The organism is Streptomyces sp. NPDC040718 (assembly GCF_055593565.1).
Map to the genome: position 1 here is coordinate 22,055 of NZ_JBVIXO010000010.1, position 25,936 is coordinate 47,990.

General features: G+C 74.1%; 26 protein-coding genes and 3 pseudogenes. 12 read left to right on the forward strand and 17 right to left on the reverse strand.

Annotated features, from left to right (window positions below):
• The first annotated feature begins 64 nt into the window (after positions 1-64).
• On the forward strand, positions 65-289 hold the full coding sequence (locus tag ACZ597_RS23845; protein WP_471333511.1) for a hypothetical protein: 225 nt from the start codon (positions 65-67) through the stop codon (positions 287-289).
• Between the two features lie 60 nt (positions 290-349).
• Here the strand turns inward: ACZ597_RS23845 and ACZ597_RS23850 are convergent, their stop codons facing one another.
• The 3 genes from ACZ597_RS23850 to ACZ597_RS23860 form a co-directional block, all read right to left on the reverse strand.
• Entirely contained in the window at positions 350-1,945 is a 1,596-nt protein-coding gene (locus tag ACZ597_RS23850) for an NAD(P)/FAD-dependent oxidoreductase (protein ID WP_471333513.1), read from the reverse strand.
• A 169-nt stretch (positions 1,946-2,114) separates the two neighbouring features.
• Positions 2,115-2,654, reverse strand: coding sequence for an EF-hand domain-containing protein (locus ACZ597_RS23855; RefSeq protein ID WP_471333516.1), 540 nt, complete (start codon positions 2,652-2,654; stop codon positions 2,115-2,117).
• A 144-nt stretch (positions 2,655-2,798) separates the two neighbouring features.
• On the reverse strand, positions 2,799-3,512 hold the full coding sequence (locus ACZ597_RS23860) for a hypothetical protein (RefSeq protein WP_471333519.1): 714 nt from the start codon (positions 3,510-3,512) through the stop codon (positions 2,799-2,801).
• A 198-nt stretch (positions 3,513-3,710) separates the two neighbouring features.
• On the opposite strand from ACZ597_RS23860, the gene ACZ597_RS23865 reads away from it, so the two are divergent.
• Positions 3,711-5,144 (forward strand): TerD family protein, encoded by a 1,434-nt coding sequence (locus tag ACZ597_RS23865; protein WP_471333522.1) that lies wholly within the window; start codon positions 3,711-3,713, stop codon positions 5,142-5,144.
• 475 nt (positions 5,145-5,619) lie between these two features.
• Here ACZ597_RS23865 and ACZ597_RS23870 read toward each other — a convergent pair.
• From ACZ597_RS23870 to sigJ, 4 genes and pseudogenes are all read right to left on the reverse strand, one after another.
• A pseudogene (locus ACZ597_RS23870) lies at positions 5,620-5,865 on the reverse strand (winged helix-turn-helix domain-containing protein); the annotation flags it as partial.
• A gap of 24 nt (positions 5,866-5,889) precedes the next feature.
• Positions 5,890-6,332, reverse strand: a pseudogene (locus ACZ597_RS23875) (SDR family NAD(P)-dependent oxidoreductase).
• Between the two features lie 158 nt (positions 6,333-6,490).
• The gene (locus tag ACZ597_RS23880) at positions 6,491-7,918 is read right to left on the reverse strand and encodes an amino acid permease (RefSeq protein WP_471333525.1); all 1,428 of its coding nucleotides are present in this window, start codon (positions 7,916-7,918) and stop codon (positions 6,491-6,493) included.
• 134 nt (positions 7,919-8,052) lie between these two features.
• Positions 8,053-8,955 (reverse strand): RNA polymerase sigma factor SigJ, encoded by a 903-nt coding sequence (gene sigJ, locus ACZ597_RS23885; RefSeq protein ID WP_471333528.1) that lies wholly within the window; start codon positions 8,953-8,955, stop codon positions 8,053-8,055.
• 200 nt (positions 8,956-9,155) lie between these two features.
• Here sigJ and ACZ597_RS23890 point away from each other — a divergent pair, with 200 nt between their 5' ends.
• Positions 9,156-9,521 carry a hypothetical protein gene (locus ACZ597_RS23890; protein WP_471334112.1) on the forward strand — a complete coding sequence of 122 codons (366 nt, stop codon included), beginning with the start codon at positions 9,156-9,158 and terminating at the stop codon, positions 9,519-9,521.
• Between the two features lie 21 nt (positions 9,522-9,542).
• On the opposite strand, the gene ACZ597_RS23895 is transcribed toward ACZ597_RS23890, so the two are convergent.
• Both ACZ597_RS23895 and ACZ597_RS23900 read right to left on the reverse strand, forming a co-directional pair.
• Positions 9,543-10,646 (reverse strand): serine hydrolase domain-containing protein, encoded by a 1,104-nt coding sequence (locus tag ACZ597_RS23895; RefSeq protein WP_471334114.1) that lies wholly within the window; start codon positions 10,644-10,646, stop codon positions 9,543-9,545.
• A gap of 149 nt (positions 10,647-10,795) precedes the next feature.
• Complete coding sequence (locus ACZ597_RS23900; RefSeq protein WP_471333531.1) at positions 10,796-11,692, reverse strand: alpha/beta hydrolase; 897 nt, start codon at positions 11,690-11,692, stop codon at positions 10,796-10,798.
• 119 nt (positions 11,693-11,811) lie between these two features.
• Between ACZ597_RS23900 and ACZ597_RS23905 the strand changes: the two genes are divergently transcribed.
• A complete protein-coding gene (locus ACZ597_RS23905) occupies positions 11,812-12,855 on the forward strand; it encodes a helix-turn-helix domain-containing protein (protein ID WP_471333533.1) in 1,044 nt (347 codons plus the stop codon).
• A gap of 45 nt (positions 12,856-12,900) precedes the next feature.
• Here the strand turns inward: ACZ597_RS23905 and ACZ597_RS23910 are convergent, their stop codons facing one another.
• The gene (locus ACZ597_RS23910) at positions 12,901-14,685 is read right to left on the reverse strand and encodes a virginiamycin B lyase family protein (RefSeq protein ID WP_471333536.1); all 1,785 of its coding nucleotides are present in this window, start codon (positions 14,683-14,685) and stop codon (positions 12,901-12,903) included.
• 212 nt (positions 14,686-14,897) lie between these two features.
• On the opposite strand from ACZ597_RS23910, the gene ACZ597_RS23915 reads away from it, so the two are divergent.
• The 3 genes from ACZ597_RS23915 to ACZ597_RS23925 all read left to right on the forward strand — a co-directional run bounded on the left by ACZ597_RS23915 (position 14,898) and on the right by ACZ597_RS23925 (position 17,110).
• A complete protein-coding gene (locus tag ACZ597_RS23915) occupies positions 14,898-15,740 on the forward strand; it encodes a class I SAM-dependent methyltransferase (RefSeq protein WP_471333539.1) in 843 nt (280 codons plus the stop codon).
• A 122-nt stretch (positions 15,741-15,862) separates the two neighbouring features.
• Positions 15,863-16,696 carry a class I SAM-dependent methyltransferase gene (locus ACZ597_RS23920; protein ID WP_471333541.1) on the forward strand — a complete coding sequence of 278 codons (834 nt, stop codon included), beginning with the start codon at positions 15,863-15,865 and terminating at the stop codon, positions 16,694-16,696.
• Positions 16,697-16,867: 171 nt separating this feature from the next.
• Positions 16,868-17,110 (forward strand): protealysin inhibitor emfourin, encoded by a 243-nt coding sequence (locus ACZ597_RS23925; protein ID WP_471333543.1) that lies wholly within the window; start codon positions 16,868-16,870, stop codon positions 17,108-17,110.
• A gap of 72 nt (positions 17,111-17,182) precedes the next feature.
• Here the strand turns inward: ACZ597_RS23925 and ACZ597_RS23930 are convergent, their stop codons facing one another.
• From ACZ597_RS23930 to ACZ597_RS23945, 4 genes are all read right to left on the reverse strand, one after another.
• The gene (locus ACZ597_RS23930) at positions 17,183-17,419 is read right to left on the reverse strand and encodes a hypothetical protein (protein WP_471333546.1); all 237 of its coding nucleotides are present in this window, start codon (positions 17,417-17,419) and stop codon (positions 17,183-17,185) included.
• A gap of 113 nt (positions 17,420-17,532) precedes the next feature.
• Positions 17,533-18,357, reverse strand: a complete 825-nt coding sequence (locus ACZ597_RS23935) for a DUF1206 domain-containing protein (RefSeq protein WP_471333548.1) — start codon at positions 18,355-18,357, stop codon at positions 17,533-17,535.
• A 126-nt stretch (positions 18,358-18,483) separates the two neighbouring features.
• Complete coding sequence (locus ACZ597_RS23940; RefSeq protein WP_471333551.1) at positions 18,484-18,675, reverse strand: hypothetical protein; 192 nt, start codon at positions 18,673-18,675, stop codon at positions 18,484-18,486.
• 18 nt (positions 18,676-18,693) lie between these two features.
• The gene (locus ACZ597_RS23945; RefSeq protein ID WP_471333554.1) at positions 18,694-19,560 is read right to left on the reverse strand and encodes a DMT family transporter; all 867 of its coding nucleotides are present in this window, start codon (positions 19,558-19,560) and stop codon (positions 18,694-18,696) included.
• Positions 19,561-19,609: 49 nt separating this feature from the next.
• Between ACZ597_RS23945 and ACZ597_RS23950 the strand changes: the two are divergent.
• Positions 19,610-19,851 (forward strand): annotated as a pseudogene (locus ACZ597_RS23950) (NmrA family transcriptional regulator); the annotation flags it as partial.
• A gap of 145 nt (positions 19,852-19,996) precedes the next feature.
• Here the strand turns inward: ACZ597_RS23950 and ACZ597_RS23955 are convergent.
• Positions 19,997-20,962, reverse strand: a complete 966-nt coding sequence (locus ACZ597_RS23955) for an oxidoreductase (protein WP_471333556.1) — start codon at positions 20,960-20,962, stop codon at positions 19,997-19,999.
• A 123-nt stretch (positions 20,963-21,085) separates the two neighbouring features.
• Here ACZ597_RS23955 and ACZ597_RS23960 point away from each other — a divergent pair, with 123 nt between their 5' ends.
• Complete coding sequence (locus ACZ597_RS23960) at positions 21,086-21,700, forward strand: TetR/AcrR family transcriptional regulator (protein WP_471333559.1); 615 nt, start codon at positions 21,086-21,088, stop codon at positions 21,698-21,700.
• Between the two features lie 234 nt (positions 21,701-21,934).
• Positions 21,935-22,492, forward strand: a complete 558-nt coding sequence (locus ACZ597_RS23965; RefSeq protein ID WP_471333562.1) for a pyridoxamine 5'-phosphate oxidase family protein — start codon at positions 21,935-21,937, stop codon at positions 22,490-22,492.
• Positions 22,493-22,514: 22 nt separating this feature from the next.
• Here ACZ597_RS23965 and ACZ597_RS23970 read toward each other — a convergent pair whose 3' ends face one another.
• Positions 22,515-23,597, reverse strand: a complete 1,083-nt coding sequence (locus ACZ597_RS23970) for a mechanosensitive ion channel family protein (protein ID WP_471333564.1) — start codon at positions 23,595-23,597, stop codon at positions 22,515-22,517.
• A 207-nt stretch (positions 23,598-23,804) separates the two neighbouring features.
• Here ACZ597_RS23970 and ACZ597_RS23975 point away from each other — a divergent pair, with 207 nt between their 5' ends.
• A complete protein-coding gene (locus ACZ597_RS23975) occupies positions 23,805-24,254 on the forward strand; it encodes an SRPBCC family protein (RefSeq protein ID WP_471333567.1) in 450 nt (149 codons plus the stop codon).
• 286 nt (positions 24,255-24,540) lie between these two features.
• Here the strand turns inward: ACZ597_RS23975 and ACZ597_RS23980 are convergent, their stop codons facing one another.
• Positions 24,541-25,428: a TIGR03619 family F420-dependent LLM class oxidoreductase gene (locus tag ACZ597_RS23980; RefSeq protein ID WP_471333570.1), complete on the reverse strand. Its 888-nt coding sequence runs from the start codon at positions 25,426-25,428 to the stop codon at positions 24,541-24,543.
• A gap of 229 nt (positions 25,429-25,657) precedes the next feature.
• On the opposite strand from ACZ597_RS23980, the gene ACZ597_RS23985 reads away from it, so the two are divergent.
• Positions 25,658-25,894, forward strand: a complete 237-nt coding sequence (locus ACZ597_RS23985) for a chaplin (RefSeq protein ID WP_471333572.1) — start codon at positions 25,658-25,660, stop codon at positions 25,892-25,894.
• The last annotated feature ends 42 nt before the right edge of the window (positions 25,895-25,936 follow it).

Genomic DNA, 25,936 nt, shown 5'->3' on the forward strand with positions numbered 1-25,936 from the left:
CCGCGCGGAGCGCTACCCTCCGGCCCACTCCTTCACCAACTACGAGGACTCCCCATGGAGTTCGGTGAACCAGTCGGAGTCGGTCCGCGCCCAGCTCGACAACGGGGTGCGCGGCCTCAGCCTCGACTACTGGAGTCTCGGCGACACGGGCGACGACCTCGCCTGCGTCAGCCGCCGGCCCGGCATGCCGTTGAACCGTCAGGAACCGCGCTTCCGGCGGCTGTTCACGATGAACCCCCACCGCAACGCGCCGACCGTGCTCACCGCGGCCCTGGACACCGGCCCCTGACGTCCGCCCCTCTGCCGCCCCCTGCCGTCGCCGCCCGGTGGCGGCAGGGGGCGGTGCCGGTCAGAAGCCGCAGGCCGCCCGCGCGTCCCGGAAGCGGTCGGGGTGCCGCCGCCGGTACTCGACCAGCGACTGGGCGACCGCTGCGCCCTCGCCCACAGCGGCCCCGACCCGCTTCACGGATCCGGACCGGACGTCGCCCACGGCGAACACCCCGGGCACGCTGCTCTCCATCTGGAGCGCGTCCGGGCCCGCCCCGCCGCTGCCGGTCAGGACGTAGCCGCGCTCGTCGAGCTTCAGGGCTCCGCCGAGCCACTCGGTCGACGGGCGGCCGCCGATCAGGACGTACAGGCAGTGCGCGCCGACGGTCCGCTCCCCGCCGTCGCGCTCGCGCAGCCTGAGCCCGGTGAGGGTGTCCCCGCCGAGGCATTCGGCGACCTCGGTGCCCAGCAGCACCCGCAGGCCCGGGGTCCGCTCGATGCGCTGCACCAGGTAGCTCGACATGGACGAGCCGAGGTCCGTGCCCCGTACCAGCAGGGTGACGGAGCGGGCGTAGCGCGCGAAGTAGAGGGCGGCCTGTCCGGCGGAGTTGCCCGCGCCCACCATGTACACGTCCTCGCCGGCGGTCGAGGGGGCGTCGGAGAGGCAGGACCCGTAGTACACGCCGGAGTTGAGGAGCCGGTCGACGCCGGGGGCCGTGAGGCGGTTCCAGTCCACTCCGGTGGCGACCACCACGGCCGCCGCGGTCACCGAGGCCTTCTCCTCGGTGCCCGCCTTGACGAACTCGACGCTGTGGTCGCCCGTGCCCGTGGGGGCCACCCGGCCGGCCACGCGGGTGGGCTGCCACTCGACGCGGGCCCGGCGGGCCTGCTGGAGGGCGCGCTGGGCTAGGTCACCGCCGGTCAGGCCCACGGGAAAGCCGAGGTAGTTCTCGATGCGCGAGGTCGAACCGGCCTGTCCGCCGGGGGCGTCGTCCTCGATCACGACCACGCTCATGCCCTCGGCCGCCGCGTACACCGCCGCGGACAGTCCTCCGGGGCCGCCGCCGATCACGGCGACGTCGTAGTGGTCCTGCCCGGCCGGCCGGATGAGGCCGAGCCGTTCGGCCAGCTCGCTGATCGAGGGGTCCGTCATTTCGGTGCCGTCGCCGAGCCGGACGGTCACGGGGGCGTCGCGGGCGTCCTCGTCGGGCAGCCAGCGGAAGATCACTCCGCTGCGGCCGAGGAAGTCGCGTACGGCGTAGGCGGCGGGCGAGAAGCGGCTGCCGCGCACCTCGGCGGTCGGCAGGTCGCCCCGGCAGTCGGCGTTCCAGGTGCACAGGGAGTCGTCGAGCACGCCCCGGAGGTGCCCGGCCGGGTGCTCACCGCCGTCGGGCGCGCCGTAGGCGTCGGGTGCGTCGCCGGACAACCGGGCCAGGGGCAGCCAGCGCACGCCGGGGTGCGCGGCCCCGGGCTCGGGCGCCTCGTCGGCGAGCACGGCGGCGACGGGCACCTTCCGTTCGGCCAGCGAGTTCAGCGCCCGGACCACCTCCGCGGGGCCGCCGACCTGGAGCACGCGGAACGACGTCCGGTACCAGCTTTGCACCAGCTCGGCCGTCTCGTGCCGGCGGAGCGGATCGGAGTCGGACAGAACGATCACCGGCAGTGCGGCATCGGCCATCAAGGGGTCCTCCAACAAGGATCGAAAGATCGGCTTCCGCTCCGGTCAACGAGCGGGGAGGCGATACGAACCGGCTGTGGAGGAGCCCTTGCGGGCGGCGGGGCGGCGGCGGGCGCGCGGGCGCCCGTCACCGCCCCGGGCGGTTCTCGGAGGCGGTCCTCGGCCGGCCTCAGAGGCGGCCGAAGAACTGGTTCCCGCGGGCCGCGTGGTTCTCGCTCGTGTAGTACTCCTTCATCGCGGAGCTGATCTCCTCGCGGCTCAGCTGTCCGTCGCCGTCGACGTCCAGCCGGTCGAACGCCTCGTCGAAGGTCTGGCGGGGCAGCCGGAACATGCCGTGGAGCAGGGAGGTGTACTCGTCACGGCTGAGCATGCCGTCTCCGTCGCGGTCGCCGAGCTGGGTCCAGGCGTTGCTCATGTTCCGGATCCGCTCCCAGATCCGGTTCTGGTCGGTGACGATCCGCGCCCGGAACGCCGCGCGGAACTCCTGGCGGTCGACGCCCCCGTCGTCGTTGCGGTCCATGCGCTCGAAGACGGTGTCCCAGAGCTCCGCCAGCGAATCCCGGAGCCCGGCGACGTCGTCCGGGGTGAGGCCGAGGGACTCGGCGAGCCGGTCCGAGAGGGCGATGACGTCCGACTTGTCGAGCCGCCCGTCGCGGTCCGAGTCGAAGACGTCGAACGACCGGTCCAGCTTGATGTCCAGAACGCTCACGACAGCATCCCCTTCACTCCGAGTAGCCGCTCCGCGACGGTGCGGAGCGGGCCCAGGAAACCACACGCCCGGGCCTCCCCGCACCGAAGGCCCGGGAAGACTGGGCGTTCCGGGTGACGGGAGCGGACGGGCGTCCGGTTCGGGTCAGCTCGCGCCGGCGCCGGCGCCCCGACCCCGCTGGTGGCGCAGCCAGGCCGTCAGGGCGGCCTGGAGCTCGGCCACTTCGCGGTGGGTGAGGTCCTCGCCGCCCGGCCCGGCGTGCAGGCGCACGCCCGCCCCCGTGACGCTCCACCCGGCCCCGCGCCCCGGGCGGGAGGCGAGGGTCCGGCCCTGGGCGAGCGCGCCCAGCGCCTGCCGGACCGCCGGGGGGACGACGGCAGGCCCGGGCGGGAGGGCCGCGGTGCGTGCCCGCGGGACGAGGGCCGCGGTGCGCGCTCGCGGGACGAGGCCGATCGCGGCGTAGAAGGCGGCCAGGGCGTCGTCGAGCGTTCCGGGGCCGGAGGGGGCGGCGCCGGTGAAGTCGGCGATCAGCTCCGGGTGCGCGCGGGGCGCGTGCTCGCCCCAGGGGCGGGGGTGGAGGGGGCGTTCGTCGGTGTCGAGCCGGACGCAGACCGGCGGGATCAACTCCCGGCCGTAGCCCTGGTGGACCAGTCCCGCGTACGCCCGGCGCAGGGTCGCGGCCTGGCGCGGAACCGGGTGCGCGTCCGGGGCGGCCGGGGCCTGCGGTCTGGCGGGGCGCGGTGCCAGCCCGAGGAGGCCGCTGCTGTGGTGCAGGACGCCCGCCTGGGTGAGCACCACCGTGGCCTGCCGGCCCTTCCTGTCCCAGCCGAGCCGGAACCCCACCACCGTGGTCGCCATACGCCCGCTCCTCCCCCGGCCGCCACCGCGCCCGGGCCCGGCCGTCCAGAGCACGCTATCCAGAGCAGTGGGGGCCGGGGCGGGCATGTCCGAGGTTCGCGCCCGGCCGGGCCGAGTGTGCTAGGGGGTTGCCGACGGATCGTCACACCGGGCCGCAAATGCTCGACTTGTGGCCGACTGGCCTGCGACGATGCCGTCATGACGCAGATCATCAAGGGGGGCAATCTGCCCATGTCCGGCGAGCCCATGCGGGTCGCCGTCGTCCGTCGCGCGGCCGGGCCCGGTGTGCCCGAGATCGACCCGGCGGCACTGCTGCTCGACGACAGCGGAAAGGTGAGGGACCGCAGCGACCTGATCTTCTACAACCAGCGCTCGCACGCCACCAGCGCCGTGGAGCTCCTGGGCAACGCCCGGAGCGAGGACGGGCGGATGGCGGACTGGCTGGAGATCGACCCGGGCCGGGTCGAGGCGGAGGTGGAACGCATCGTCATCGCGGCCTCCTCCGAGGGCGCGGCCTTCGGGGAGATACCGGGGCTGTACCTGGAGGCCGTCAGCACGGTGACGGGGAAGAGGATGGTGGTGTACTCGGTCGACGGCGACGACGCTTCGACCGAAACCGCCTACGTGCTGGGCGAGTTCTACCGCCGCGACGGGGGCTGGAAGTTCCGCGCGGTCGGGCAGGGATACGACTCGGGGCTTCCCGGGCTGGCCGAGGACTACGGGTTCACGGTGGAGGACGAGGCGGAGGCGGAGGAGCCGGACTCCGGCCCGCCGCCCGCACCCGCGCTGCCCGAGGCTCCGCCGCCCGCGCCGCCGCTCCCGGCGACGGCGGTCGCGGCGGAGGCCGTCCGGGCGGAGGCGGAGGCGGTGGCCGTCCCGGCCGGAGCAGGGGCGGAGGGCGGCGCAGCGGCCTCCGCCGCCACGCCCGCCGTCCCGGCCGGCGTCCCCGTTTCCACGTCCGGTGCGCCTCTGCTCGGCACCATCACCCGGCGGATCAACAGCCTTCCGACCGACTTCGGTCCGGACTTCCCCGTCTTCACCCAGGAGGGCAGGGGCGAGGAGATCGTCCGTGTGGAGGCGGCCACGGCGCCCGGCTTCGCGGTGGTCGACCTGGTCCGGCTGGGGGACGGCCTCGTGGAGGTCCACGCGTTGAACCACCGCAACCGCGAGAGGACCCCCTCGGCCCTCAGCGGCTGGAACGAGGACTTCACCGGGCGCGGGATCGTGGACCACGAGGGGAACGGACCGCTGCGGCTGCGCGTGAAGGCGCGGGGCGAGTGGAAGATCACCGTCAGCCCGGTCTCCGTGCTGCGGGACGCCTCCGAGCGCGTCGAAGGCGTCGGTTGCGACGTCCTGGCGTACTCGGGGCCCGCCGTCGACCTCGCCGTCAGGTACCGCAACAGCAAGGACGACGCCTGGTTCGAGCTGGAGTCCCTCCGGCGCAGCGCCTCGCGCCGTACCCTGCACAGCGGTGACAGGTGGCCGGGGCGGAGCACGGTCGCGCTGACGCGCGGGGCACGGCTGCTGATCGTCCGGTACGACAGCGCCTGGTCCCTCACCCCCCGCGAGGTCACCCCGCACCCCAACCGGCGGGAGGGCGAGGTCCCGCCGTTCTGGCGGCGCCTGCGCTGACCCGTGCGCCCCGCAGGGCGTTCAGCGCGCGCACACCGCCGTGACGAGTTCCTCCGGCAGGCCCAGCAGGCGCAGGGCGTCCGGTACGGAGGGGCCCAGGGCGGACACCGCCGCGGCCACGGCGTCGTAGTGCGTCCGGGCCGTGGCGCGGTCGCCGCGGGCCTCGGCAGTCCGGCCGAGTCCGCCGAGGCAGCGCAGCCGGTTGCCGAGGCTCTTGACCCAGTGCGGGTCGATCCGGTCGAGGGCGTCCGCGTGGAGCCGCTCCGCCTCCTGCGGCCGACCCTCCAGCAGGGCGATGTCGCCGAGGCCGCGCAGGGCCGCGGCGCTGCCGCTGCCTCGGGCCGGGGCGGCGGCGCAGTACGTCGGCCGCGCGTGCCGGGTCGCGGTCGGCCGGCGCGGCGCGCCCTTCGGCGGCCAGCCCCTCGAACCGGGCCGCGTCCACCGCCTCTTCCGGCACCGCGATGCGGTAGCCCGTGCCGACCCGTGCGATGGGGGCCGCCCGGCCCAGGGCGGTGCGCAGCCGGGAGACCTGCGACTGGAGCGCGTGCGCGGAGACCGCTCCGCCGGGTTCCATCTCCTCGGCCAGGCGCTCGGCGGGGACGACGGCGCCCGGGCGGATCAGCAGCAGCGCGAGCAGGGTCCGTCGCGCGGGGCCGCCGAGCGGTACCTCGGTTCCGTCGTCGTGCCGGGCCTGGGTCCCTCCGAGGATGCCGAACCACATGCCGGCGGTTATCTCCCGGGACGGTCACGGCAGTTCAGGCGGTGGGGCGATCGGGCCGAGCCAAGTGCCGCCCGAGACGTCGATGGTCTGGCCGGTGACCCAGCGCCCCTGGGGGCCCGCGAGGAAGGCCACCACGTCGGCGACGTCCTCCGGTTCGCCGATCCGCCCGAGCGCGGTGATGGCCTCCAGGCGGCGACCACCTCCGGAACCGCGGTGTGGCCGGCGGTCAGGTCGGTGCGTACGGCGCCGGGTGCGACCGTGTTCACGGTGATGTCCCGGGGGCCGAGCTCGTTGGCGAGCGAGGGGGCCATGGCCTCCAGGGCCGCCTTGCTGACGGTGTAGCCGATCTGGGTGGAGACGGCGAAGCGGCTGGCCGTCGAGCCCAGGTTGATGACGCGGCCGCCGTCGTTCAGGAGCGGCAGGGCCCGCTGCACGACGAAGAACGGCGTGCTGACGTTGGCGGCCATCAGGATGGCGAACTGCGCCTCGGTGACCTGCCCGATGGAGTTCCCTCAGCTGCTCGCCCATGTCCGTGGCTCCCCTGTCGTGTGTCCGCCCGGTGCCCCCGCTGGGGCCCGATGACGTCACTCTCGGGGGGAGCGCTCACCGGCGGCTCACCGCGCGCTCACCGGCCGGGGGTCGTCTGCCCGGCCATCTTGGAGTTGCGGTAGGAGTATCCGAAGTAGACGGCCAGGCCGATGAGGAACCAGACCACGAAGCGCAGCCACGTCTCGGCGCGGAGGTAGGTGATGAGCCAGATCGACGCGATGACCCCGACGGCGGGCGTGAAGGGCATGAGCGGGGTACGGAAGGTGCGGGGCAGGTCGGGGCGCTTGTAGTGCAGGACGATGACCGAGGTGCACACGACTGCGAAGGCGAGCAGGATCCCGATGTTGGTGAGCTCAGCCGCCTCGCCGATCGGCACGAACCCCGCGATGGCCGCCGACGCCACGCCGACGATCCAGGTGACGCGGGTGGGGACGTGGCGGGTGGGGTGCGTCTTGGCGAACCAGTGGGGCAGGAGTCCGTCACGGCTCATGGAGAACCACACGCGGGTCACGCCGAGCATGAAGGTGAACATGACGGTGAGGATGCCGATGATCGCCCCGACCGCGATGATGTCGGCGACGACGGGCAGCCCGGCCGCCTTGAAGGCGCTGGAGAAGCCGCTCTCCGGGTCGATCTCGGTGTATTTCTGCATGCCGGTCAGGACCAGGCAGGCGAGTACGTACAGCACCATGGCGATGGCGAGGGAGTAGAGGATCGCGCGGGGCATGTGCCGCTGCGCGTCCTTGGACTCCTCCGCCGCCGTGCTCATGGCGTCGTAGCCGAAGACCGCGAAGAAGACGGTGGCGGCGCCGGTGAAGGCGCCGCCCACGCCGAACGGGAAGAACGGCGTGTAGTTGTCGGACTTGATGTGGAAGAAGCCGACGACGACCACCAGCAGGACGACCAGCACCTTGAGGACGACCACGACCGTCTCGAAGCGTGCGGCGTTCTTGATGCCGAGGGTGAGCAGGTAGGCCGTGAACAGGCACAGGACCGCCGCGATGAGGTCGAAGCGGTGTCCTTCGCCGGTGCCGGGGGCGCCGAGCATCCAGGTGGGGAGGGAGGCGCCGGTCTCTTCCAGGAGGAAGTTGAAGTAGCCGGAGATGCCGATGGCGACGACCGCGACGATGGCGGTGTACTCCAGCAGCAGGTCCCAGCCGATGAACCAGCCGGCCAGCTCGCCGAGGACGGCGTACCCGTAGGTGTAGGCGGAGCCGGCCTTCGGGATGAGGCCGGCGAACTCGGCGTAGGAGAAGGCCGCCGCGGCGCTGGCCACGCCGGCGATGAGGAAGGAGAGCAGCACGGCCGGTCCCGCGACGCCGTTGGCGACGGTGCCGGCGAGGGTGAAGATGCCGGCGCCGATGATGCCGCCGACGCCGATCGCGGTGAGCTGCCACAGGCCGAGGGTGCGGGTGAGCTGTTCGCTGGGCGCGCCTTCGGGCTCTTCGATGTGCTCGATCGGTTTGCGGCGCAGTACGCCTTGCCCTGACCACAGGCTGGCCATGCTCCGTTCCTTTCGGCCGGGGGTGACGGGCGCACATCATCTCGGAAGCACCGGCCTTACGGAACTAGGCGCTCCGGTGGCGTGGGAACGCCTGGCTCGAACCTGTGGTCACCCCCTGGGACGGCCGGTGCCCGTCAGTTCCAGATCCGCAGCTTCTCCGGGTTCCGCACCGCCCAGATGTGGGTGATCCGGTCGTCCGTGAGGCCGAACGCGGCCACCGTGACGGTGGTGCCGCCGAAGCGGGCCACCAGGCCGGGGCGGCCGTTGACCGACCGTTCCAGGAGGGTCATGCCGGGCGTCGACCTCCCGCCGGTGTCCGTGATGTAGCGGGCGATCCGCTCCGCGCCCACGACCGGCCGCAGCACGGCGCCGACCAGGCCGCCGCCGTCGGCGACCATCGTGGCGTCGGGGTCGAGGAGGCCGACGAGGGCAGCGACGTCCTTGGCCTCCCAGGCCTGTTTGAAGTCCCTGATGACGCCGGCCCGTCCCGCGGTCGGGCCCTGCCCGGGGCGCTCCGTGCCGATGCGGCGGCGGGCCGATGACGCCAGTTGGCGGCAGGCCGCCGGGGTGCGGCCGACGATGTCGGCCACTTCGGCGAAGGGGTAGCGGAAGACGTCGTGGAGGATGAACGCGACTCTTTCGGCCGGGGTCATCGATTCGAGGACCACGAGGAAGGCCATGTCGACCGACTCGTCGAGGGTGACGCGGTCGGCCGGGTCGGCGCCGGCGTCGCCGTGGGCGTTCATCCACTCCGTACGGTCGGGCAGCGGCTCCGGAACCCACTGGCCGACGTAACTCTCGCGCCGGGCCCGGGCGGAGCCGAGGACGTCGAGGCAGACGCGGCTCGCCACGGTCGTCAGCCAGGCGCCGGGCGACTCGATGGCCTCCTGCTTCTGCCGCGGCATGGCGTACCAGCGGACGTAGGCCTCCTGCACGGCGTCCTCGGCCTCGGACAGGGAGCCGAGGAAGCGGTAGGCGAGGTTGGTCAGCCGGGTGCGCTCCCCCGTGATCGCGCTCGGGCTCGGTTGTGTGGTCATGGCCTCGGCGGCTCCCTCGTTCGGCTCTCTGTTCGGAGGCCATCCTCGGCGAAACACCGAGGTGAGGGGCGAGTTGGTGCGTCACCTCACATCTGCGGCGGCTGCGTCGTCGTCATGACGAGACGGCGGGGCCATCCCGGAGCACCGCCGGAGACTGAGAGGGGCTCACCGTGCCCGAGCAGACGTCGGTGCGGAAGTTCATGCGGATCGCGGCGGGCTTGCAGACCGCGGGCATCTTCTTCCAGGCGGTCACCGCGGGGATGCTGCTGTCGACGGAGTACGGGGAGGCGCTGCACGGTGCGGGAGCGCGGGGGATGTACGCGGCGTCGATGCTGTACGTACTGGCCGCGGTCCTGGGGTGGCGGCCCGGCGGCGGGTCGGTCAGACCGGTCCTGTACGCGGTCGGCATGCTGGTGCTCGCCTCGGTGCAGGTCGTCCTGGGGATCGCGCACGTGTCCTCGCTCCACGTCCCGCTGGGCGTGCTGATGTTCGGGCTGAGCGTCCTCCAGCTGGGGCACGCGGTGCTGGGCGGCCGCCTCCGCGCCCCGGCGGCCGGTGCCGCCTGAGCGCGGGGCGGCCGCTCCGGGCTAGGAGGGGTGGGCGCCGTCGGTGTTCGTGCCGTCGCACATCGCTTCGCCGTACAGCTCGGTCAGGGCGGTGTCGATGGGGTGGGGCGGCCGGTCGCCGGTGGGGTCGGGGGCGGTCCAGCGCTGGAGGTTGACGGCCACGGACATCTGGCGCCTGCCGTCGGCCCGGGTCAGGGACATGGTTCCGGCGCCCCAGGCCGAGCCGTCGTGGCCCCAGAAGGTGCCGCAGCCCGGCACGGTGACCTTGTGGAGGCCGAGGCCGTACTGGATCGTCTTGCCGTCCAGGTGGCGGACCGGGACGGTGCGCCGCATCTCGTCCAGGGAGGCGCGGCTGACGATCCTGCCGTCGAGGAGCGCGGCGTAGAAGCGGTTGAGGTCCGCCATGGTCGACACCAGGGCTGCGCCGGTACCGGCCCAGGACATGTCGTAGACGCTGTAGTCGCGCGGCGGGTCGAGCAGGCCGAACGCGGCCTCGTACATGCGGGAGTGGGGGCCTTCCAGGGCCGGGCCGGACGGGAACGAGGTGTTCCGCAGACCGGCGCGGCGGATGACGTCGCGGGTGACGTACTCCAGGGCCGGGGTGCCGGTGACCCGCTCCAGGAGTTCGCCGAGCAGCAGGTAGTTGGTGTTGGAGTACACGCCCGTCGGGCCGCCGGGCTCGCCGGCGGGCGGTGCTTCGAGGCCCAGGCGGATCAGTTCGGCCGGGCTGAAGTGCCGGAAGCGGTTGTCGTCGAGGCTCGCGGGCGAGCCCGTCCGGAGGGACGGGAAGGCGTAGGCGATGTAGTCGGGGAGGCCGCTGGTGTGGTTGAGGAGCATCCGGACAGTGATCTTCCGTCCGCGCTCCCCCGGCACCAGGTCGGGGAGGTGGTCGCCGATCGGCGCGTCGAGCCGGATCCGGCCCCGCTCGACCTGCTGCATGACGGCGACGGCGGTGAAGGTCTTGGTGACGCTGCCGACGCGGTGGCGCATGTCCGGGCTGACGGGGCGTCCGGTCGTGACGTCGGCGACCCCGGAGGCGCCGCGCCAGGTCCGGCCGTCGACGCGTACCTCGCCGTACACCCCGGGTATGCCCGCCCGGTGGACGGCGTCCATGGCGGCCCGCAGCTCCGCAGGGGTGGTCCCGTGCGGTGCGGGGGCCGCCACCGCGGGGGCGGCGGTGGCGGTGGTGAGTACGGCCGCGCCCGCGCAGAGGGCGAGGCGGAGCTTCGGTCGGATCGGCAAGGTGCTGTTCCTTTCAGGGGGCGGTGAGTGGTTCAGCCGGCGAGGGCGCGGCGCAGGACGGAGCCGAGTTCGGCGTTCTGGCGCTGGGAGACCTCGGCGGAGAGGAGGGCCTGCGAGCCGTGGAAGGTGCCGGGCCACTGGTGGATCTCGACCGGTACGCCCGCCCGGAGGAGGCGCAGCCCGTAGTCGAGGCCCTCGTCGCGGTTCGGGTCGAACTCCGCGGTGGAGATGTAGGCCGGGGGCAGGCCGGACAGGTCGGTCGCCCGGGCCGGCGCGGCGTACGGGGTCGCGGGCCCCGGGCCCAGGTAGTGCCGCCAGCCCGCGGCGGCCTTGTCGCGGTAGAACCAGGGCGTGTCGGTGAAGTTCCGGGCCGACCAGCTGTCCTGGCGGTCGTCCAGGCCCGGCTGGTTGAGCAGCTGGAACCGGATCGCCGGTCCGCGGTGGTCGCGGGCCCGCAGGGCGGTCGCGGCCGCGAGGTTCGCGCCGGCGCTGTGGCCGCCGACCGCGATGCGGGCCGGGTCGATGCCGAGGCCTGCGGCGTTGTCGGCCGTCCAGGACAGGACGGCGTAGGCGTCGTCCAGGGCGGCGGGGAAGGGGTGCTCGGGGGCGAGGCGGTAGTCCACCGAGATCACCACCGCTCCGGAGCCTGCGGCGAGGCGGCTCGCCCAGGGGTGTTCGGTGTCGAGGTCGCCCATGGTGAATCCCCCGCCGTGCATCCACACGACGGCACCCTCCGCCCCGTGCGGGCGGTAGACGCGGACGGGGACGTCGGGGCCGGCGGCGACGGTGCGGTCCTCCACCTCCATGTCCGCGGCGTCCGGTGCCGGTACGGCGGAGGCCAGTTCGGCGAAGCTCTTGCGGGCGGCGACCGGGTCGCCGAGGTCGGTCCGGGGGAAGAACGGTACGAATGCTTCGAGTTCGGGGTCCATGGCGAACATCCTCCGGGGGCGGGCGGGCCCGGGTCGCCCGCCGCCCGTCGCGGATACCGGCCCGATCGCGCGCCGATCGGCGCCCCCTGACTCCCCGTCGGGCCTTCTATGCTGGCGCCATGGAGGCACTCGCCGTACGGCTGTCGGGACTCGATCCGTACGTGGACGGGGCGCTCCGCATCGTCGCGTTCTACGACACGCTGATGCGCCGGCGGGTGGACCTCCCGGCGCTCGCCCGCGCCTCGGCGGGGCTGGCCGAGTGCGTCGCCGGGATCCGGCTGTACGGCACGGGGCGGACGATCCGGGTCTCGCCCGACGGCGGCGACGCTCCGGAGGGCGCGCCGCCGGTGTCCGTGTCCGGTTCGGTGGCGGTCGTCCTCGACGAGGAGGAGATCGGCTCGGTGTGGCTGGAGCGGCCGGGCCCGGCCGGGCCGCTGGACGAGGTGCTGCTGGAGCGGCTCGCCATCGCCGTGGCGGCCGCCGTCGAACGGTACGGGCCGGCCCGTACCACGATGGCGGACCCGGCCCTGGTCGAGCTGGTGATCGGGGCCGGCACCGACGAGGCGGCCAGGGCCCGTGCGCTGCGGCTGCTGGGATTCGCCGCCGGGACGCCGGTCCGGGTCGCCGCCGTACGGTCGGAGCGGCTGCCGCTCGACCGGGTGGGCGGGCTCGTCTGTCCGGGTCGGCCGGTGAAGGGGGCGGTGGTCGCCGGGGTCGGGGTCATCCTGGCCGCGGCCGTCGAGCCGGACCGGTTCCCGGAGGGCGTGCGTGCGGGCATCGGCGCCGCCGAGCGGCCCGACGTGGCGTGGCGGGAGGCCCGTACCGCCCTGCGGTTCGCCACCGCGCGCGAACCCGTCGTCCGCCACACCGCGCTGGGCGCGCTGGCGCTCCTGGCGGAGGTGCCGCGGGACGCCCTGCGCCGCAACCCCGACGTGGCGGCGCTCGCCCGCCTGGCCGGCAGTCCGGAGGACCTGGAGACGCTGGACGCCTATTGCGCCACGGGGTCGCTGCGCCGGGCGGCCGACCTGCTCCACCTGCACCACAGCAGCGTGGCCCGCAGGATCGAGCAGATCGGCCGGGCCCTGGACCTCGACCTGACCGGGGCGCCGGGCCTGGCCCGGGCCGGGCTGGCGCTGGCCGCCTGGAGGCTGCTCGACGGGTGAGGGCGTACGGGGGGCGCTCCCGCGGGCGCCGGCACCCCGTCGGGGTCAGGGGCAGCTGGTGCCCGTCGCGGGGTTGGTGCAGACGTCGGTGCCGGGGCCGCCGTCGTTGGCGTTCGTTCCCGGGCCGCCGTCGAGGTTGTCGTTGCCGGCGTCGCCGAAGAGGAAGTCGTCGCCGTCCCCGCCGGTCAGGGTGTCGTCGCCGGGGTTGCCGTGCAGGATGTCGCTGCCCGTACCGCCGGCGACGCGGTCCGCACCGGGGCCGCCTGTGACACGGTCGTCCCCGGGGCCGGCGCAGACGAGGTCGTTGCCGACGACGGCGTTGACGGTGTCGTTGCCGCCGCGGGCGAGGATGACGTCGCGGCCGGGGGTGCCGTTGATCAGGTCGTTGCCGGGGGTGCCGGTGATGGTCGGCTGCTCGCCGAAGCAGGTGGTCGCGTCGACGGTGGTGGTCTCCTGCGCGACGTCGTTGGCGGGGGACGGGTCGGAGACCGCGCCGGCCACGGCCGCCGTGTCCGTGACGACGTCCTCCGTCGTGGCCAGTGCGGTGATGGTCCGCGCGGCGCTCGCCCCGGCGGTGAGCGTGCCGATGTCACAGGTCACGACGTCCGGTGCGGACCCGGCCGCGGTGCACCCGGCGGAGGCGGAGACGAACTGGAGTCCGGCGGGCAGGGTGTCCTTGAGGACGACCCCCTCGGCGGTCTGCGGGCCGTTGTTGGACGCCGTGAGGGTGTACGTCACGTTCTGGCCCTCCACGACGGGGTCGGATCCCGTGTCGGACTTCGTGACGGCGAGGTCGGCCTCGGTCAGGGCGATCCGCCCGATGAAGCCGGCGGTCTCGGCGAACCAGATGTTGTCGTCCGGGCCCTTGGTGATGCCCCAGGGGCCGCGCTCCGAGGAGGGCAGGGGGAACTCGGCGATGACCCCCGCGGTGCTGATCCGCCCGATCCGGCCGCTGTTGCGTTCGGTGAACCACAGGCTGTCGTCCGGCCCGGCGATGATGTCCTGGGGATGGGGCGAGGCGCCGTCCGAGGGGACGTCGAACTGGGTGATCACGCCGGCCGGGGTGATCCGGCCGATCCGGTTGCCGCCGAACACGGTGAACCAGAGGTTCCCGTCGGGGCCGGTGGTGATGTCGGTCGGGCCCCCGCCGTCGGGGACCGGGAACTCGGTGACGACGCCGGACGGGGTCATGCGGCCGATCAGGTTGTCGCCGATCTCGGTGAACCAGAGGTTCCCGTCCGGTCCGGTGGTGATGTAGGACGGCTGGCCGGAGCCGGCGGGCAGGGGGAACTCCGTGAGGGCGCCGGTCGTGGTGATCCGGGCGATCCGGTGGGCGTTCTGCTCGGTGAACCACAGGGCGCCGTCCGGGCCCGCGGTGATGCCGGTGGGCTCGACGAACTGTTCGGGCAGGGGGTAGACGGTGACCGTACCGTCCATGTCGATCTTCCCGACCCGGGAGTCGAAGGTCTGCATGGTGAACCAGACGTTCCCGTCCGGCCCCGTGGTGATGTCGTGCAGGGCGCTGAACGGGGGCACGGAGTACTCGGCGATGAGGGTGCCCGTCGGGCTCATCCGGCCGATCTTGTCGGCGGCCACCTTGGTGAACCACAGGTTGCCGTCCGGGCCGCTGGTGATGCCGACCGGGGTGCTCGGGTTGGTGAGGGGGTATTCGACGAGGTTCACGGCCGCCTGCGCCTGTGGCGCGCCCGTGGCCAGGGGCAGGACGGCGGCGAGCAGGGCGCCGGAGAGCAGCGCCGCGAGGCGGCCGAGGCGGCGGGGTCGGGGCGGCCTGGGATCCGCTGGTTCCGGCGCGTTGCGGGTGGGAGGCATGGGCGGGCACCTTTCGGTCGAGCGGGAACGCGCCCGTCGTACCAAGGCCCGATCGTTTCTGCGGATGCGGCAGCACCCGTGGCGCGCCGGTCTGTCACCGGGATTTCACCCGTACGGAGCCGTCGCGGTCCCACCGGGCCGGGCGCCCGCCGGGTTCCTATGCTCGAAGGAGGACGGCCATCGGCACCGTACGGAAGAGGGAGGCGGGTGGCATGACGGAGACGGCGGACGCGCGCGAGGCCGACCGTGCGCTCAAGGCGAAGCACCGGACGATGTGGGCGCTCGGCGATTACCCGGCGGTCGCCAGACAGGTCGTGGCGGCGCTCGGACCCGCGCTGGTGGAGGCCTGCGGGGTGAAGGACGGGGACCGGGTGCTGGACGTCGCCGCGGGATCGGGCAACGCCTCGATCCCGGCCGCGCTGGCCGGCGGCGACGTGGTGGCCTCCGACCTCACGCCCGAGCTGCTGGCCGTGGGGCGCAAGGAGGCCGAGGCGCGGGGTGCCGTGCTGAGCTGGCAGGAAGCGGACGCGGAGGCGCTGCCGTTCGAGGACGGGACCTTCGACACGGTGATGTCCTGCGTCGGGGTCATGTTCGCCCCGCACCACCAGGCCTCCGCCGACGAGCTGGTGCGGGTCTGCCGGCCCGGCGGCACGATCGGGCTGCTCAGCTGGACCCCGGAGGGCTTCATCGGGCAGATGTTCGCCACCATGAAGTCGTACGCGCCGCCGCCCCCGCCGGGAGCGCAGCCGCCGCCGCTGTGGGGCAAGGAGGAGCACGTACGGACGCTGCTCGGGGACCGCGTCACCGGCGTCGAGGCGCGGCGGCGGACGATCCGCGTGGACGCGTTCGGGGAGCCGGAGGAGTTCCGGGAGTTCTTCAAGGCCGCCTACGGGCCGACGATCGCGGTCTACCGGAACATCGCCGACGATCCCGAGCGGACCGCCGCCCTGGACGGCGCCCTCGCCGACCTGGCGGCCGGCGCCATGCGGGACGGGGCCATGGAGTGGGAGTACCTGCTGCTCACCGCCCGGCGGAGCACCGCGACGGCGGGATGACCGGGATGACGCCGGAATGACGCCGGGGCGCGCCGCCGTCCGGCCCAATGCCGGGGTCCGGGCCGCCGGCGGGCGATCCTGCAGACCGGACGGTACGGGGCCGTCCGGCGGAAGGAGTCCCGGTGGCAGCAGCATCCCCCGAGGAGCGCCCGGTGCCAGCGGGGCGGTACGGCGAGGCGCTCTTCCGGCCGGAGGGGCCCGGTGAGGGCGAGCGCATCGACCACGCCGCGCTCGTCTACGACCCGCTCACCCGGCAGCGGCTGCTCGCGCTCGGCGTCGGTCCCGGCTGGCGCTGCCTGGAGGTGGGCGCCGGTACGGGCACGGTCGCCCGCTGGCTCGCCGAGGAAGCCGGTGTGGACGAGGTCGTCGCCCTGGACCGCGACACCAGCCGGCTGGCCCCGCTGGCCGGACCGCGGCTCCGGGTGCTCACCGACGACCTGACGCGGCTGGACGACGAGGCGGAGCTCGGCTCCTTCGACCTGGTCCACGCCCGGTTCGTCCTGATGCACCTCCCCGAACGCCGGGCCCTCGTCGACCGCCTCGCGAAGCGCCTGCGGCCCGGCGGGTACCTCGTCCTCAGTGACGCGGCGGACGTGCCCGACCCCGCCGACGCGCGCTCGGCGTACCGGCGCACGCTGGACGCCATGTGGCGCACGCTCTCGGAGACCATCGGCACGGACGTCGCGGCGGTGCTCGACTACCCGCACGTCCTGCGCGCGGCCGGTCTGGCCGAGGTCGCCTCGGAACTGGTCTGCCCGCCCCTGACGCCCGGCGCTCCGCTCGCCGCCTTCTGGCGCGAGACCTGGCAGCGGATGCGGACGGACCTGCTCGCTCCGGGCCGGCTCGAACCGGTCGTCTTCGACGAGGCGCTCGCCTACCTGGACTCCCCCGGCCTGGCCGAACTCGGCCCCGGCATGCTCACCGCGTGGGGCCGCCGCCCGGCGCCCCGCGCCTGACCGCCCCTTCCTGCCTGATCCGCAGGACACCTCCAGCCGTACCGCGACGGTTTCCGGCCGTTCCCCGCCGTCCGAGGGAACGGGCCGGCATCGGGGGCACCCGCGCCAACGGCGGCGATCCGCCGCCCCGCGCGGACCCCGCGCCGGCACACAGGAACCGGAGGAACGATCATGCTGATCACGGTCACCCGCACCGGCGGCTTCACCGGAGCCGAGAAGCTCCGCGAGCTCGACACCACGGGCCGGCAGGACGCGGCACGGATCGAGGAGCTCGCCCGCCGGGCCGTTTCGTCCGTGGCCGACGGCTACCACTACCGCATCACCGTCGACGGCGAGGTCCTCGACGTCGAGGACCCGTGCCTGTCCGACGACCAGCGGACGCTGATCCGTACCGTCCTGGGCGAAGGGGCCTGAGCGCCGCCCGTCCGGCCAGGGGCCGGCGGGCGGTGCGGCACGGTGCGTTCCGGTGGGCGGCGGGCGGGCCCGTCAGTGCAGGGTCCAGGTGAACTTGCCGCCCCCGACCCACCGGACCTCGTCCAGGTCGTCGAGGTCGTGGATGGTGATCCCCGCCTCCGCGGCGACCAGCAGCACGTCCGTCATCGACTCCGCCCGGCCGACGAACTCGCCGTCGAGCTCGATGATCCGGAAGGGGGGGCTTCCGGGTTGGACGCCCAGGACGGTGATGCGCGCCGGGGAGAGGTGAGGTGTCAAGCCTTCGGTCATGGGGAGACGGTTGCACGCCGTGACAGGTGACGGGCGCGGCGACACGGCCCGGGGAGCCGATCGGCGGCGTACGGGCGACCGCGGGCCGGGGGGCGGGCCGCCGCGGCGGGGTGTCAGACCCGCTCCCAGGCGGCCATCGCCCACGAGAACAGGCCGAACAGGACCAGTCCGGCCGCCACGGCCACCAGCAGCCACGGTCCGGCGGGGGTGTCCGCGAAGGCGCGCAGGGTGTCGTCGATGCCCTTGGCCTTGGCCGGGTCGTACTCCAGTGCCGCGTAGAGCGCGCACGCGCCCGCCGCCGCGAACAGGGCACCCCGGGCGAGGCCGCCGGCCACGCCGAGCACGTCGACGGCGCCGCTCAGCCAGGCCGGCCGGGAGGGCAGTGCCAGGTCGTCGCGGAACTTCCGCCGGACCGCGGACACCGCGATCACGACTCCGCCCACCGCCACGCCGAGTCCCACCAGGAAGACGAGCCAGCGCCCGCCGGGCCATTCCAGGACGCTCGCGGTGGCGTCGCGCGACTGCTCGTCACTGGACCTGCCGCCGCCCTGCCCGGCCGCGAAGGCGATCACGGACGCGGCGACGGCGGCGTAGAACACGGCCCGGCAGGCCGCCGCCAGCCGTTTGCCGGCTTTGCGCCCGTCGGGCCCGACGCCGCCGAAGACCGCCTCCGACAGCCGCCACAGGGTCATCCCCACGAGGCCGATCCCGACGGCCCAGATCAGCACCCGGCCCAGGGGGGCGCCCGCCAGCCCGGCGAGCGCTCCCTGCCGGTCCGCCTCCCGTCCGGGGTCGTCGCCGAAGGCGATGCGCAGGGCGATCACGCCGACCAGGACGTACAGGACCCCGCGCGTGGCCAGCCCGGCCCGGGCCGCGACCACGATCCCGGTGCGCGGCGCGCCGTCCTGGACCCGGGTCCCCTCAGAAGTCGACTGCATGTCCAGCTCTCCGGTCCCGGAGCACGGGTGCGCTCCCTGCCGGGGCGTCTGCCCCGTGGCGCGCGGTTGTCCCCTGCGAAATCGGGACGGTGACGCTGTGTGGAGGGCGGCTCCACGGTCCGTGGGTCAGCGGCCCAGGGCGCCGCGCAGGGTGATGCCGTAGCGGGTGCGCAGGCGCCACACCTCCCAGGCGGAGAGTGCGGTCACCGAGAGGGGGCCGCCGAGGAGGGAGGTGCAGAGGACTTCCGGGGGCGCGGCGACGTCCGGGCCGATGAGCCGTCGTCCGGGCGTTCGTCCGGTCCGGGCGTGGTCGCCCATGCAGGTGCGGGTGGCGCCCTACGGGGTGCCGGCGTCCACCGGGGCCCCGGTCCTGGCCAGGGCCAGTACCCCGGCGCAGATCAGGGCCAGGCCCAGGAGCTGCGGGAGCAGCCACCAGTGGGCCCGCAGGTGCTCCTCGTACAGCAGGACCCCGAGCGCGATGCTGACGCCGGCGTCGCCGAGGGTCAGCGCGGGCTGCGAGGCGACCAGCGGCCCGCCCTGCATGGCGTGTTCGAGGAGCAGCAGGGCGCAGACGCCGCTCGCGCCGAAGGCGTACGTCTCCCAGGCCGTCAGGAAGGCGCCGATGCCGCCGCCCTGGAGTACGTGCACGGAGGACTTCATCAGCGCGGCCGTGAGCGCGTAGCAGACGGCGGTGGCCGCGCCGAGGCATCCGGCCCGCATGCGGCCGGGCGGCCGCCGCAGCCCCGTCGCGGCCAGCACGGCGACCGCCGCCGCGCACGCGGCCAGGGCCAGGACCCAGCGGTCGAACGGGACGTGCGTACGGTTCCCGGCGGGGGCGGCGGCCACCAGTACGATCCCGAGCCCGGCCACGACTCCCGCGACGGCGAGCCAGAGGGTGCCCGGCAGGAGGCTGCGGGCCAGCAGCGAGGCGATCAGCAGGGCGAGCGGCAGCTCCAGTACGAACAGGGGCTGTACGAGGGCCAGCGCACCCGTGGCCAGCGCGAGGGCCTGCCCCACGCCGGCCGCGATCACCGCCAGGATCCCGCCGATCCACAGCGGCCGCCGCAGCAGGTCGAGGACGAGCCCGAACCTGAAGCCGTCACTCTGCGGCACGGTGAGCGAGGCCCGCCGCTGGAGGACCGTCGCGAGCGCGTTGCTGAACGCCGCGAACAGTGCGAAGAGGACCGGCAGGAGGAAGCCCATGCCCCGATCCTCACCGCGCGGGCGCCACCCCGCGCCGCCCGTTCCCCCGTCCGGGTCCGCCCCGGTCACCCCGCGCGAGCGGGCCGAGGCCATCGGCGGGACGATCGGCGAACCCGTGCGGTTCATCGAGCAGACCCGCGCCGAAGCCCGTGCGCAGATGCCGGCCTTCATGCCCGAACCGGTGGTGGAGGGCACCCTCGCCATCCTCGGCCGGCCGCTGCCCGCCGAACTCGAAACCGCCCCGACGTCGAGCGGGTCCTGGGCCGGGCACCGCGCACCTTCGCCCCGTAGGCCGCCCGCGCGGCCCCCGCCTTCCGCTGAACCCCCGGTCGTCGGCGGACGCCGGGCAGGCATCATGTCGGGCTCGGCGTGCCACTGCTGGCCTAACGCGGTCCTTACCCATGTGGGGGGGGATCTGGGCGCTGGTCATCCAGCCCTAGAAACGGGGATAGGTGACGCCGGTCAGCCGCTCCGAGAGGGCCCAGAGCCGACGGGCTGTGGCGGGGTCCCGGATGGCGCGCTCCCGGTCGCGGAGGACGGGTTCGCCGTGGAGCTGGAGGGGGCCGTCGGGTACGACGTAGCTCCCTCCGGGCAGGCCGGGGACGGTCGCCGCGTACAGGGAGGTCTTGGCGCCCTCCGGGGTGGGGCGGAAGGCGCTGCGCAGGAGCAACCTCATGAGGGTGCCGTAGGCCCGGCCCCGGGTGCTGTTGGCGCCGCCGGTGAGCACGTTGGAGCGGGTGAGTCCGGGGGCGACGGCCATGCTGCGCAGCCCCAGCCCGGCGGCGTCGGCCCTGCGCTGCAGTTCCGTGGCGAAGTACAGGTTGGCGCGCTTCGACTGGAGGTAGGCGAACATCGCCCGGTAGCCGCGCTCGGCGTCGAGGTTGCGCAGGTCGAACCGGGCGAAGCGCTGGCCCTCGCTGCTGACCGTCACCACGCGCGGGTCCGGGGCGGCCAGCAGTGGGGGCACGAGGAGGCCGGTGAGCGCGAACGTGCCGAGGTGGTTGACGCCGAACTGCGACTCGAAGCCGTCGGCGGTCCGGGCGAACGGCACCATGGCGATGCCGGCGTTGTTGACCAGGAGGTCGAGGCGGTCATGGCTCCAGTCCTCGGCGAAACGGCGGACGGAGCCCAGGTCGGCCAGGTCGAGCGGGCGCAGTTCGGCGCGGGCGCCGGGGACTTCGGCCCGCAGGCGCTCCAGCGCCTCGTTCCCGCGTTCGCGGCTGCGGCAGGCCAGGACGACGTGGGCGCCGCGGCGGGCGAGTTCGCGGGCGGTGACGTACCCGATGCCGCTGTTGGCGCCGGTCACCACGGCCAGGCGCCCGGACTGGCCGGGGATGGAGTCCGGCGTCCAGCGCTCGTTCGATGAGCCTCGGGCGGACGCCCGGGGGGCACGGGTGCTCATGGGGAACCTCGTTCCATGGGTCGGCGGCCTGGTGGCGCGGGGAAGCGCGGCCGTATCGCAACCACCAGTTGCAATATGCTGATGCTGTCGCATGGACCGCCCATAAAGCAACCGGGAGTTGCAATGACCTCTGCCGAGTCGGCCCCAAGGCGCGGCCCCGCCGTCGGACGCGGCAGCAAGATGCGCGCCGCCGTGCTGGCGGCGGCCCTCGCCGAGCTCACGGAGACGGGGTACGCCGCGCTGACCGTCGACGCCGTCGCCCAGCGGGCCGGCGTGCACAAGACGACGATCTACCGGAACTGGAAGACCCCCGACGGCCTGGTCGCGGACGCGCTCGCCGGCCACTTCGCCACCGACGTCCCGATCCCCGACACCGGCGCGGTGGAGGGCGACCTGCGCGCCCTGGCCCGCTCCCTGGTCGCGACCATGACCACGGACGCGGGCCGCGCCCTGCTGACGACCGTCCTCTCGGACGCCGTCCGGATGCCCCAGCTGGCCGAAATCAAGCGCGCGCTCTTCGAGGACCGCTTCCGCCGGGCGGAGCCCGTCGTCACCAGAGCCGTCCAGCGCGGCGAACTGCCCCCGGAGACCGATCCCGCCGAACTCCTCAAGGCCCTCGTCGCGCCGGTCTACTTCCGCCTCGTGTTCACCGGCGAACCGGTCGACGCGAGGACCGCGGACCGTGCGGTGGACGTCGCACTGGCCGCCGCACGCGCACGCGTGCTGCCGGCGCCCTGAGCCGGGCCGGCAGCGGACGGTGCGTCAACATGCCGCCGGAGCCCGCGAAGAGGCCGGGTCGTGAGGGACCGGGTCGTTCGGGACCGGTCGCCGTAGGCCGGGGTCGTCGAATCGTCCCCGGGCCGCCGCCGGGCTCCCTCACCTACCCGGCCTGAGTCCCGCCGGGCCGGCGCGCGCGGCATCCGGCCGCGCGCGCCGCCGGCCGCCATCATGGGGGCGGAAAGGAGCTCCGCCATGCCGACCCTGGGATCCGCGAAGCAGCCCACGACCGAACTCGACGCCCGCTACAGCTCCGCCCTCAACCCGCGCCCGGGTGCCGCCGACGCGACCGCCACCGAGTGGGCCGAGGCCCTGCGGCAGCTGGAGGCCGCCGAGATCTTCTGGGTCTCGACGGTACGGCCCGACGGCCGGCTGCACGTCACCCCCGTGATCGCCGCCTCGCACGACGGGGCGCTGTACTTCTCGACCGGGCCGGGGGAACAGAAGGCGAAGAACCTCGCTCATGACGGTCACTGCGCGCTGACCACCGGCGGGAACTCGCTCACGGCCGGACTCGACCTCGTGGTGGAGGGCACGGCCGTGCGGGTCGCCGACCCGGCGGCGCTGGAGGAGGTGATCGCGGCGTACGAGTCGAAGTACGGGGCGCACATCACTTCGCCCGAGGGCACCTTCCACGGGATCGGTGACGCGTTCCGCAGGGGCGACGCGGTGCTCTTCGCGGTGGCCCCGGACACCGCCTACGGGTTCGGCCGGGACGACGGGGTGTACACCCATACGCGGTGGACGTTCTGAGCGGACCCGGCTCCGGGCGGGCTCAGGCCTCCGCTGACGGGGCGGGGCCCGTCCCCCGGAAGCCCGGGGCACCCGGCGGGGGCGCGAGGAGGACGCGGGGCAGGGCCTCCGGGTGCTTCTCCGAGAGCCAGGCGATCAGCTGCTCCCTTACCGCGCAGCGGACCGTCCACAGGTCGTCGGCGTCCTTGGCCGTGACGATCGCGCGCACGACCATGCCCGAGGGCGTCGTATCGGTGACGGCGACGTCCCAGCCGCGCCCGTCCCATTCCGGGCACCGGTCCAGGATCTCGCGCACCTTGCCGCGCATGAGGTCCACGGGGGCGCCGTGGTCGCAGTGGACGAAGACGGTGCCGGTCATCTGGACGCCGCCCCGGGACCAGTTCTCGAAGGGGCGGGTGGTGAAGTACGAGACGGGCATGGTGATCCGGCGCTCGTCCCAGGTCCGGACGGCGAGGAACGTCAGAGTGATGTCCTCCACCACGCCCCATTCACCCGCGACCACGACGGTGTCCCCGATGCGGACCATGTCGCCGAAGGCGATCTGGAACCCGGCGAAGAGGTTCCCCAGCGTGGACTGCGCCGCGACGCCGGCGACGATCCCGATGATCCCGGCGGAGGCGAGCACGGAGGTGCCCAGTGCGCGGAAGCTCGGGAAGGTCAGGAGCATCGCCGCGGCAGCGACGACGGCGACGACGGCGGTCACGACCCGCATGATCAGGGACACCTGGGTACGGACCCGGCGGACCCGGGCAGGGTCGCGGGTGCCGGTCGCGTAGCGGGCGTACCCGGATTCGACGACGGCGTGGGTCACTCCGACGACGAGCCAGGCGCCGGCCCCGATCAGCGCGAGCGAGAGGGTCCGGCCGACGGCGGCCTCGTTCTCCTGGAGCGGCCGCCACGCGGTCTGCTGGTGGGCCCCTCTGAGCAGGGCGGCCAGCAGCACGATCTGGAGGGCCGGCCGGCAGCGGCGCAGCGAGTTCCACAGCGGGGTCTCGGGGTGGCGCGCGTCGGCCCGGCGCAGCAGCAGGTCGACGGCCCAGCCTGCCGCGCCGGTCAGCAGTATCGCGGCTCCCAGGAGGGTCAGCGGGCGGACGGCGGCGTTCATTCAGCTCCTCGGTGGTGCGGACGGGCGGACGGCGGCGCCCCGGACCTCCACGCCCCTGCCCCGACGAGGGGCTCCGACACCCGCCCTCCGCCGGCCCGGGCCGGCGCATGGGCACCGCGAAGGCGGGTAGCCGGGCCCGTGGACGTCCTGACGGAGCGACCGGCACCGAGGGGTGCGGGGCTGCCGGGGACACGGAAAGGGGTGCACATGTCGCACGTCGAGGAGTACGTCGAAGTCAACGTCCCCCTGCGTACGGCCTACAACCAGTGGACGCAGTTCGAGGACTTCCCGGCCTTCATGGAAGGCGTCGAACGCGTCGAGCAACGGACGGACACCCTCACCCACTGGGTGACGAACGTCAACGGTGTGCAGCGCGAGTTCGACGCGCGGATCACCGAGCAGCTCCCGGACCAGCGCGTCGCGTGGATGACGGTGGACGGGGAGGCCCGCCAGGCCGGGCTGGTCACCTTCCAGCCGATCGACGCGAGCACCACCAAGGTCGTGCTGCACATGAACTGGGTGCCCGACGGGCTGGCCGAGACCGCCGCCGACAAGCTCGGCTTCGTCAAGCGCCAGGTCGCCGGCGATCTGAAGCGGTTCAAGATGTTCATCGAGGCACGCGGATGCGAGACGGGCGCCTGGCGGGGCGAGGTCTGACCGTGACCGGGGGGATCCGCAGGCCCTGTGCCCCGGCGGCGAACACCGCCCGGCACAGGGCCTGTTCGGATCCGCGAAAAGGCCCCGGTCTCCATGAGGAGACCGGGGCCTGGTCAGAGCGCTGGGCAGGCCTTGCACCTGCATTCCCCCACGGGAAGTGGGGTGTCTTTCCTTGGACCACCAACGCATCGTCCCGTCACCGTGTTCCGCGGCGGCGAGCTCGAGATCAACTATACGGCACGCTGCCGGGCCGTGCGGACCGCCCGGCCGCGTGGCCCGCGACTCCCTAGCCGGCGCGTACGCGGTCCAGGGCCTTGATGCCGAGCTCCAGCGCCTCGTCCGGTTCGCGCACGCACTGCTGGAGGTCGACGAAGCAGCTGTCGGCACCCGTGTCCCGGATGCCGGCGAGGACGGCCGCGATCTCCTCGTGGCCGGCACCCGGCTTGGCGTTGAAGCGGATGTTGCGGCGCAGGGCGTCGGGGTCGCGGCCGGCCTCCTCGGCGGCCCGCCGTGCGACGGCCCAGAGTCCGGCGAGCGCCTCGGCCGGCAGGACGGCGCCGACCCAGCCGTCCGCGCGGCGGCCGACCCGGCGCATCGCGGCGGGTGAGAAACCGCCCAAGTAGAGGGGCGGGTGCGGCTGCTGGGCCGGGCGCAGGCCCACGTGGGCGCGCGGGACGCGCCAGTGCGGGCCGTCGTGCTCGAAGTCCTCCCGGGCCCAGATGCCCTGGAGGATGTCGAGGATCTCGTCGAGCCGTTCGCCGCGACGGCCGAAGTCCGCGTTGACGGCGGTGTATTCGTCGCGGAGCCAGCCGATGCCGAAGCCGGCGTCCAGTCTGCCGCCGCTCACCTGGTCCAGCGAGGTGAGGCTGCGCGCGAGCAACAGGGGCGGGTACCACGGCGCGTTGAGGGTGCTCGTGCCGAGGCGGACGCGGTCGGTCGCGGTGGCGGCGACGGTCAGGACGGTGAGCGGGTCGAGGAAGGTCCGGTACTCGGGCGGGTACGGGTTCTCCGGCGTGTGGCCCGGGTAGATGTCGCTGGGCTCGACCGGGGTCAGCGAGCGGTCCCCCACCCAGAGCGAGTCGAAGCCGGCGCGCTCCGCGTCGCGTGCGAAGCCGGCGATGCGGGCGGCCTGCGCGTGAGTGCCGTACTGGGGCAGTGCGATGCCTATCTCCATGGCCCCATCGTGGACGCGGGGCGGGCGCGGGGCCCAAGGGCGCCACACGTGACGCGCGACACAACGGCTTTGGCCGGCGGTGGCCGCCCCGTCCCGCGGCGGCACCCGATCGGGCGGCCCGGTCATGCTGTCCGCCGGAACACGCCGGTGGTCAGGTGAATGCCGGGCACGGAGCCCCCGGAGGCGGTGTGATCCTGCTTCGACGTTCCGTCATCGACTTTGGAGTGACATGCGTATTCGAACTGCGATCGCCGCCACCGTCCTGGCCGCGGCCGGCATCCTCGGCGCCGGCGGTTCCGCCGTCGCCGACTCCCACGCCGAGGGTTACGCCGTCGGCTCGCCGGGCGTGCTGTCCGGCAACGTCGTCCAGGTGCCGATCCACGCGCAGCTCAACGTGTGCGGCAACACCATCAACATCATCGGCCTGATCAACCCGGCGGCCGCCAACACCTGCATCAACACCTGACCGCGGCGCGGCGCCCCCTGCGGTGCCGCGTACGGCCGGACC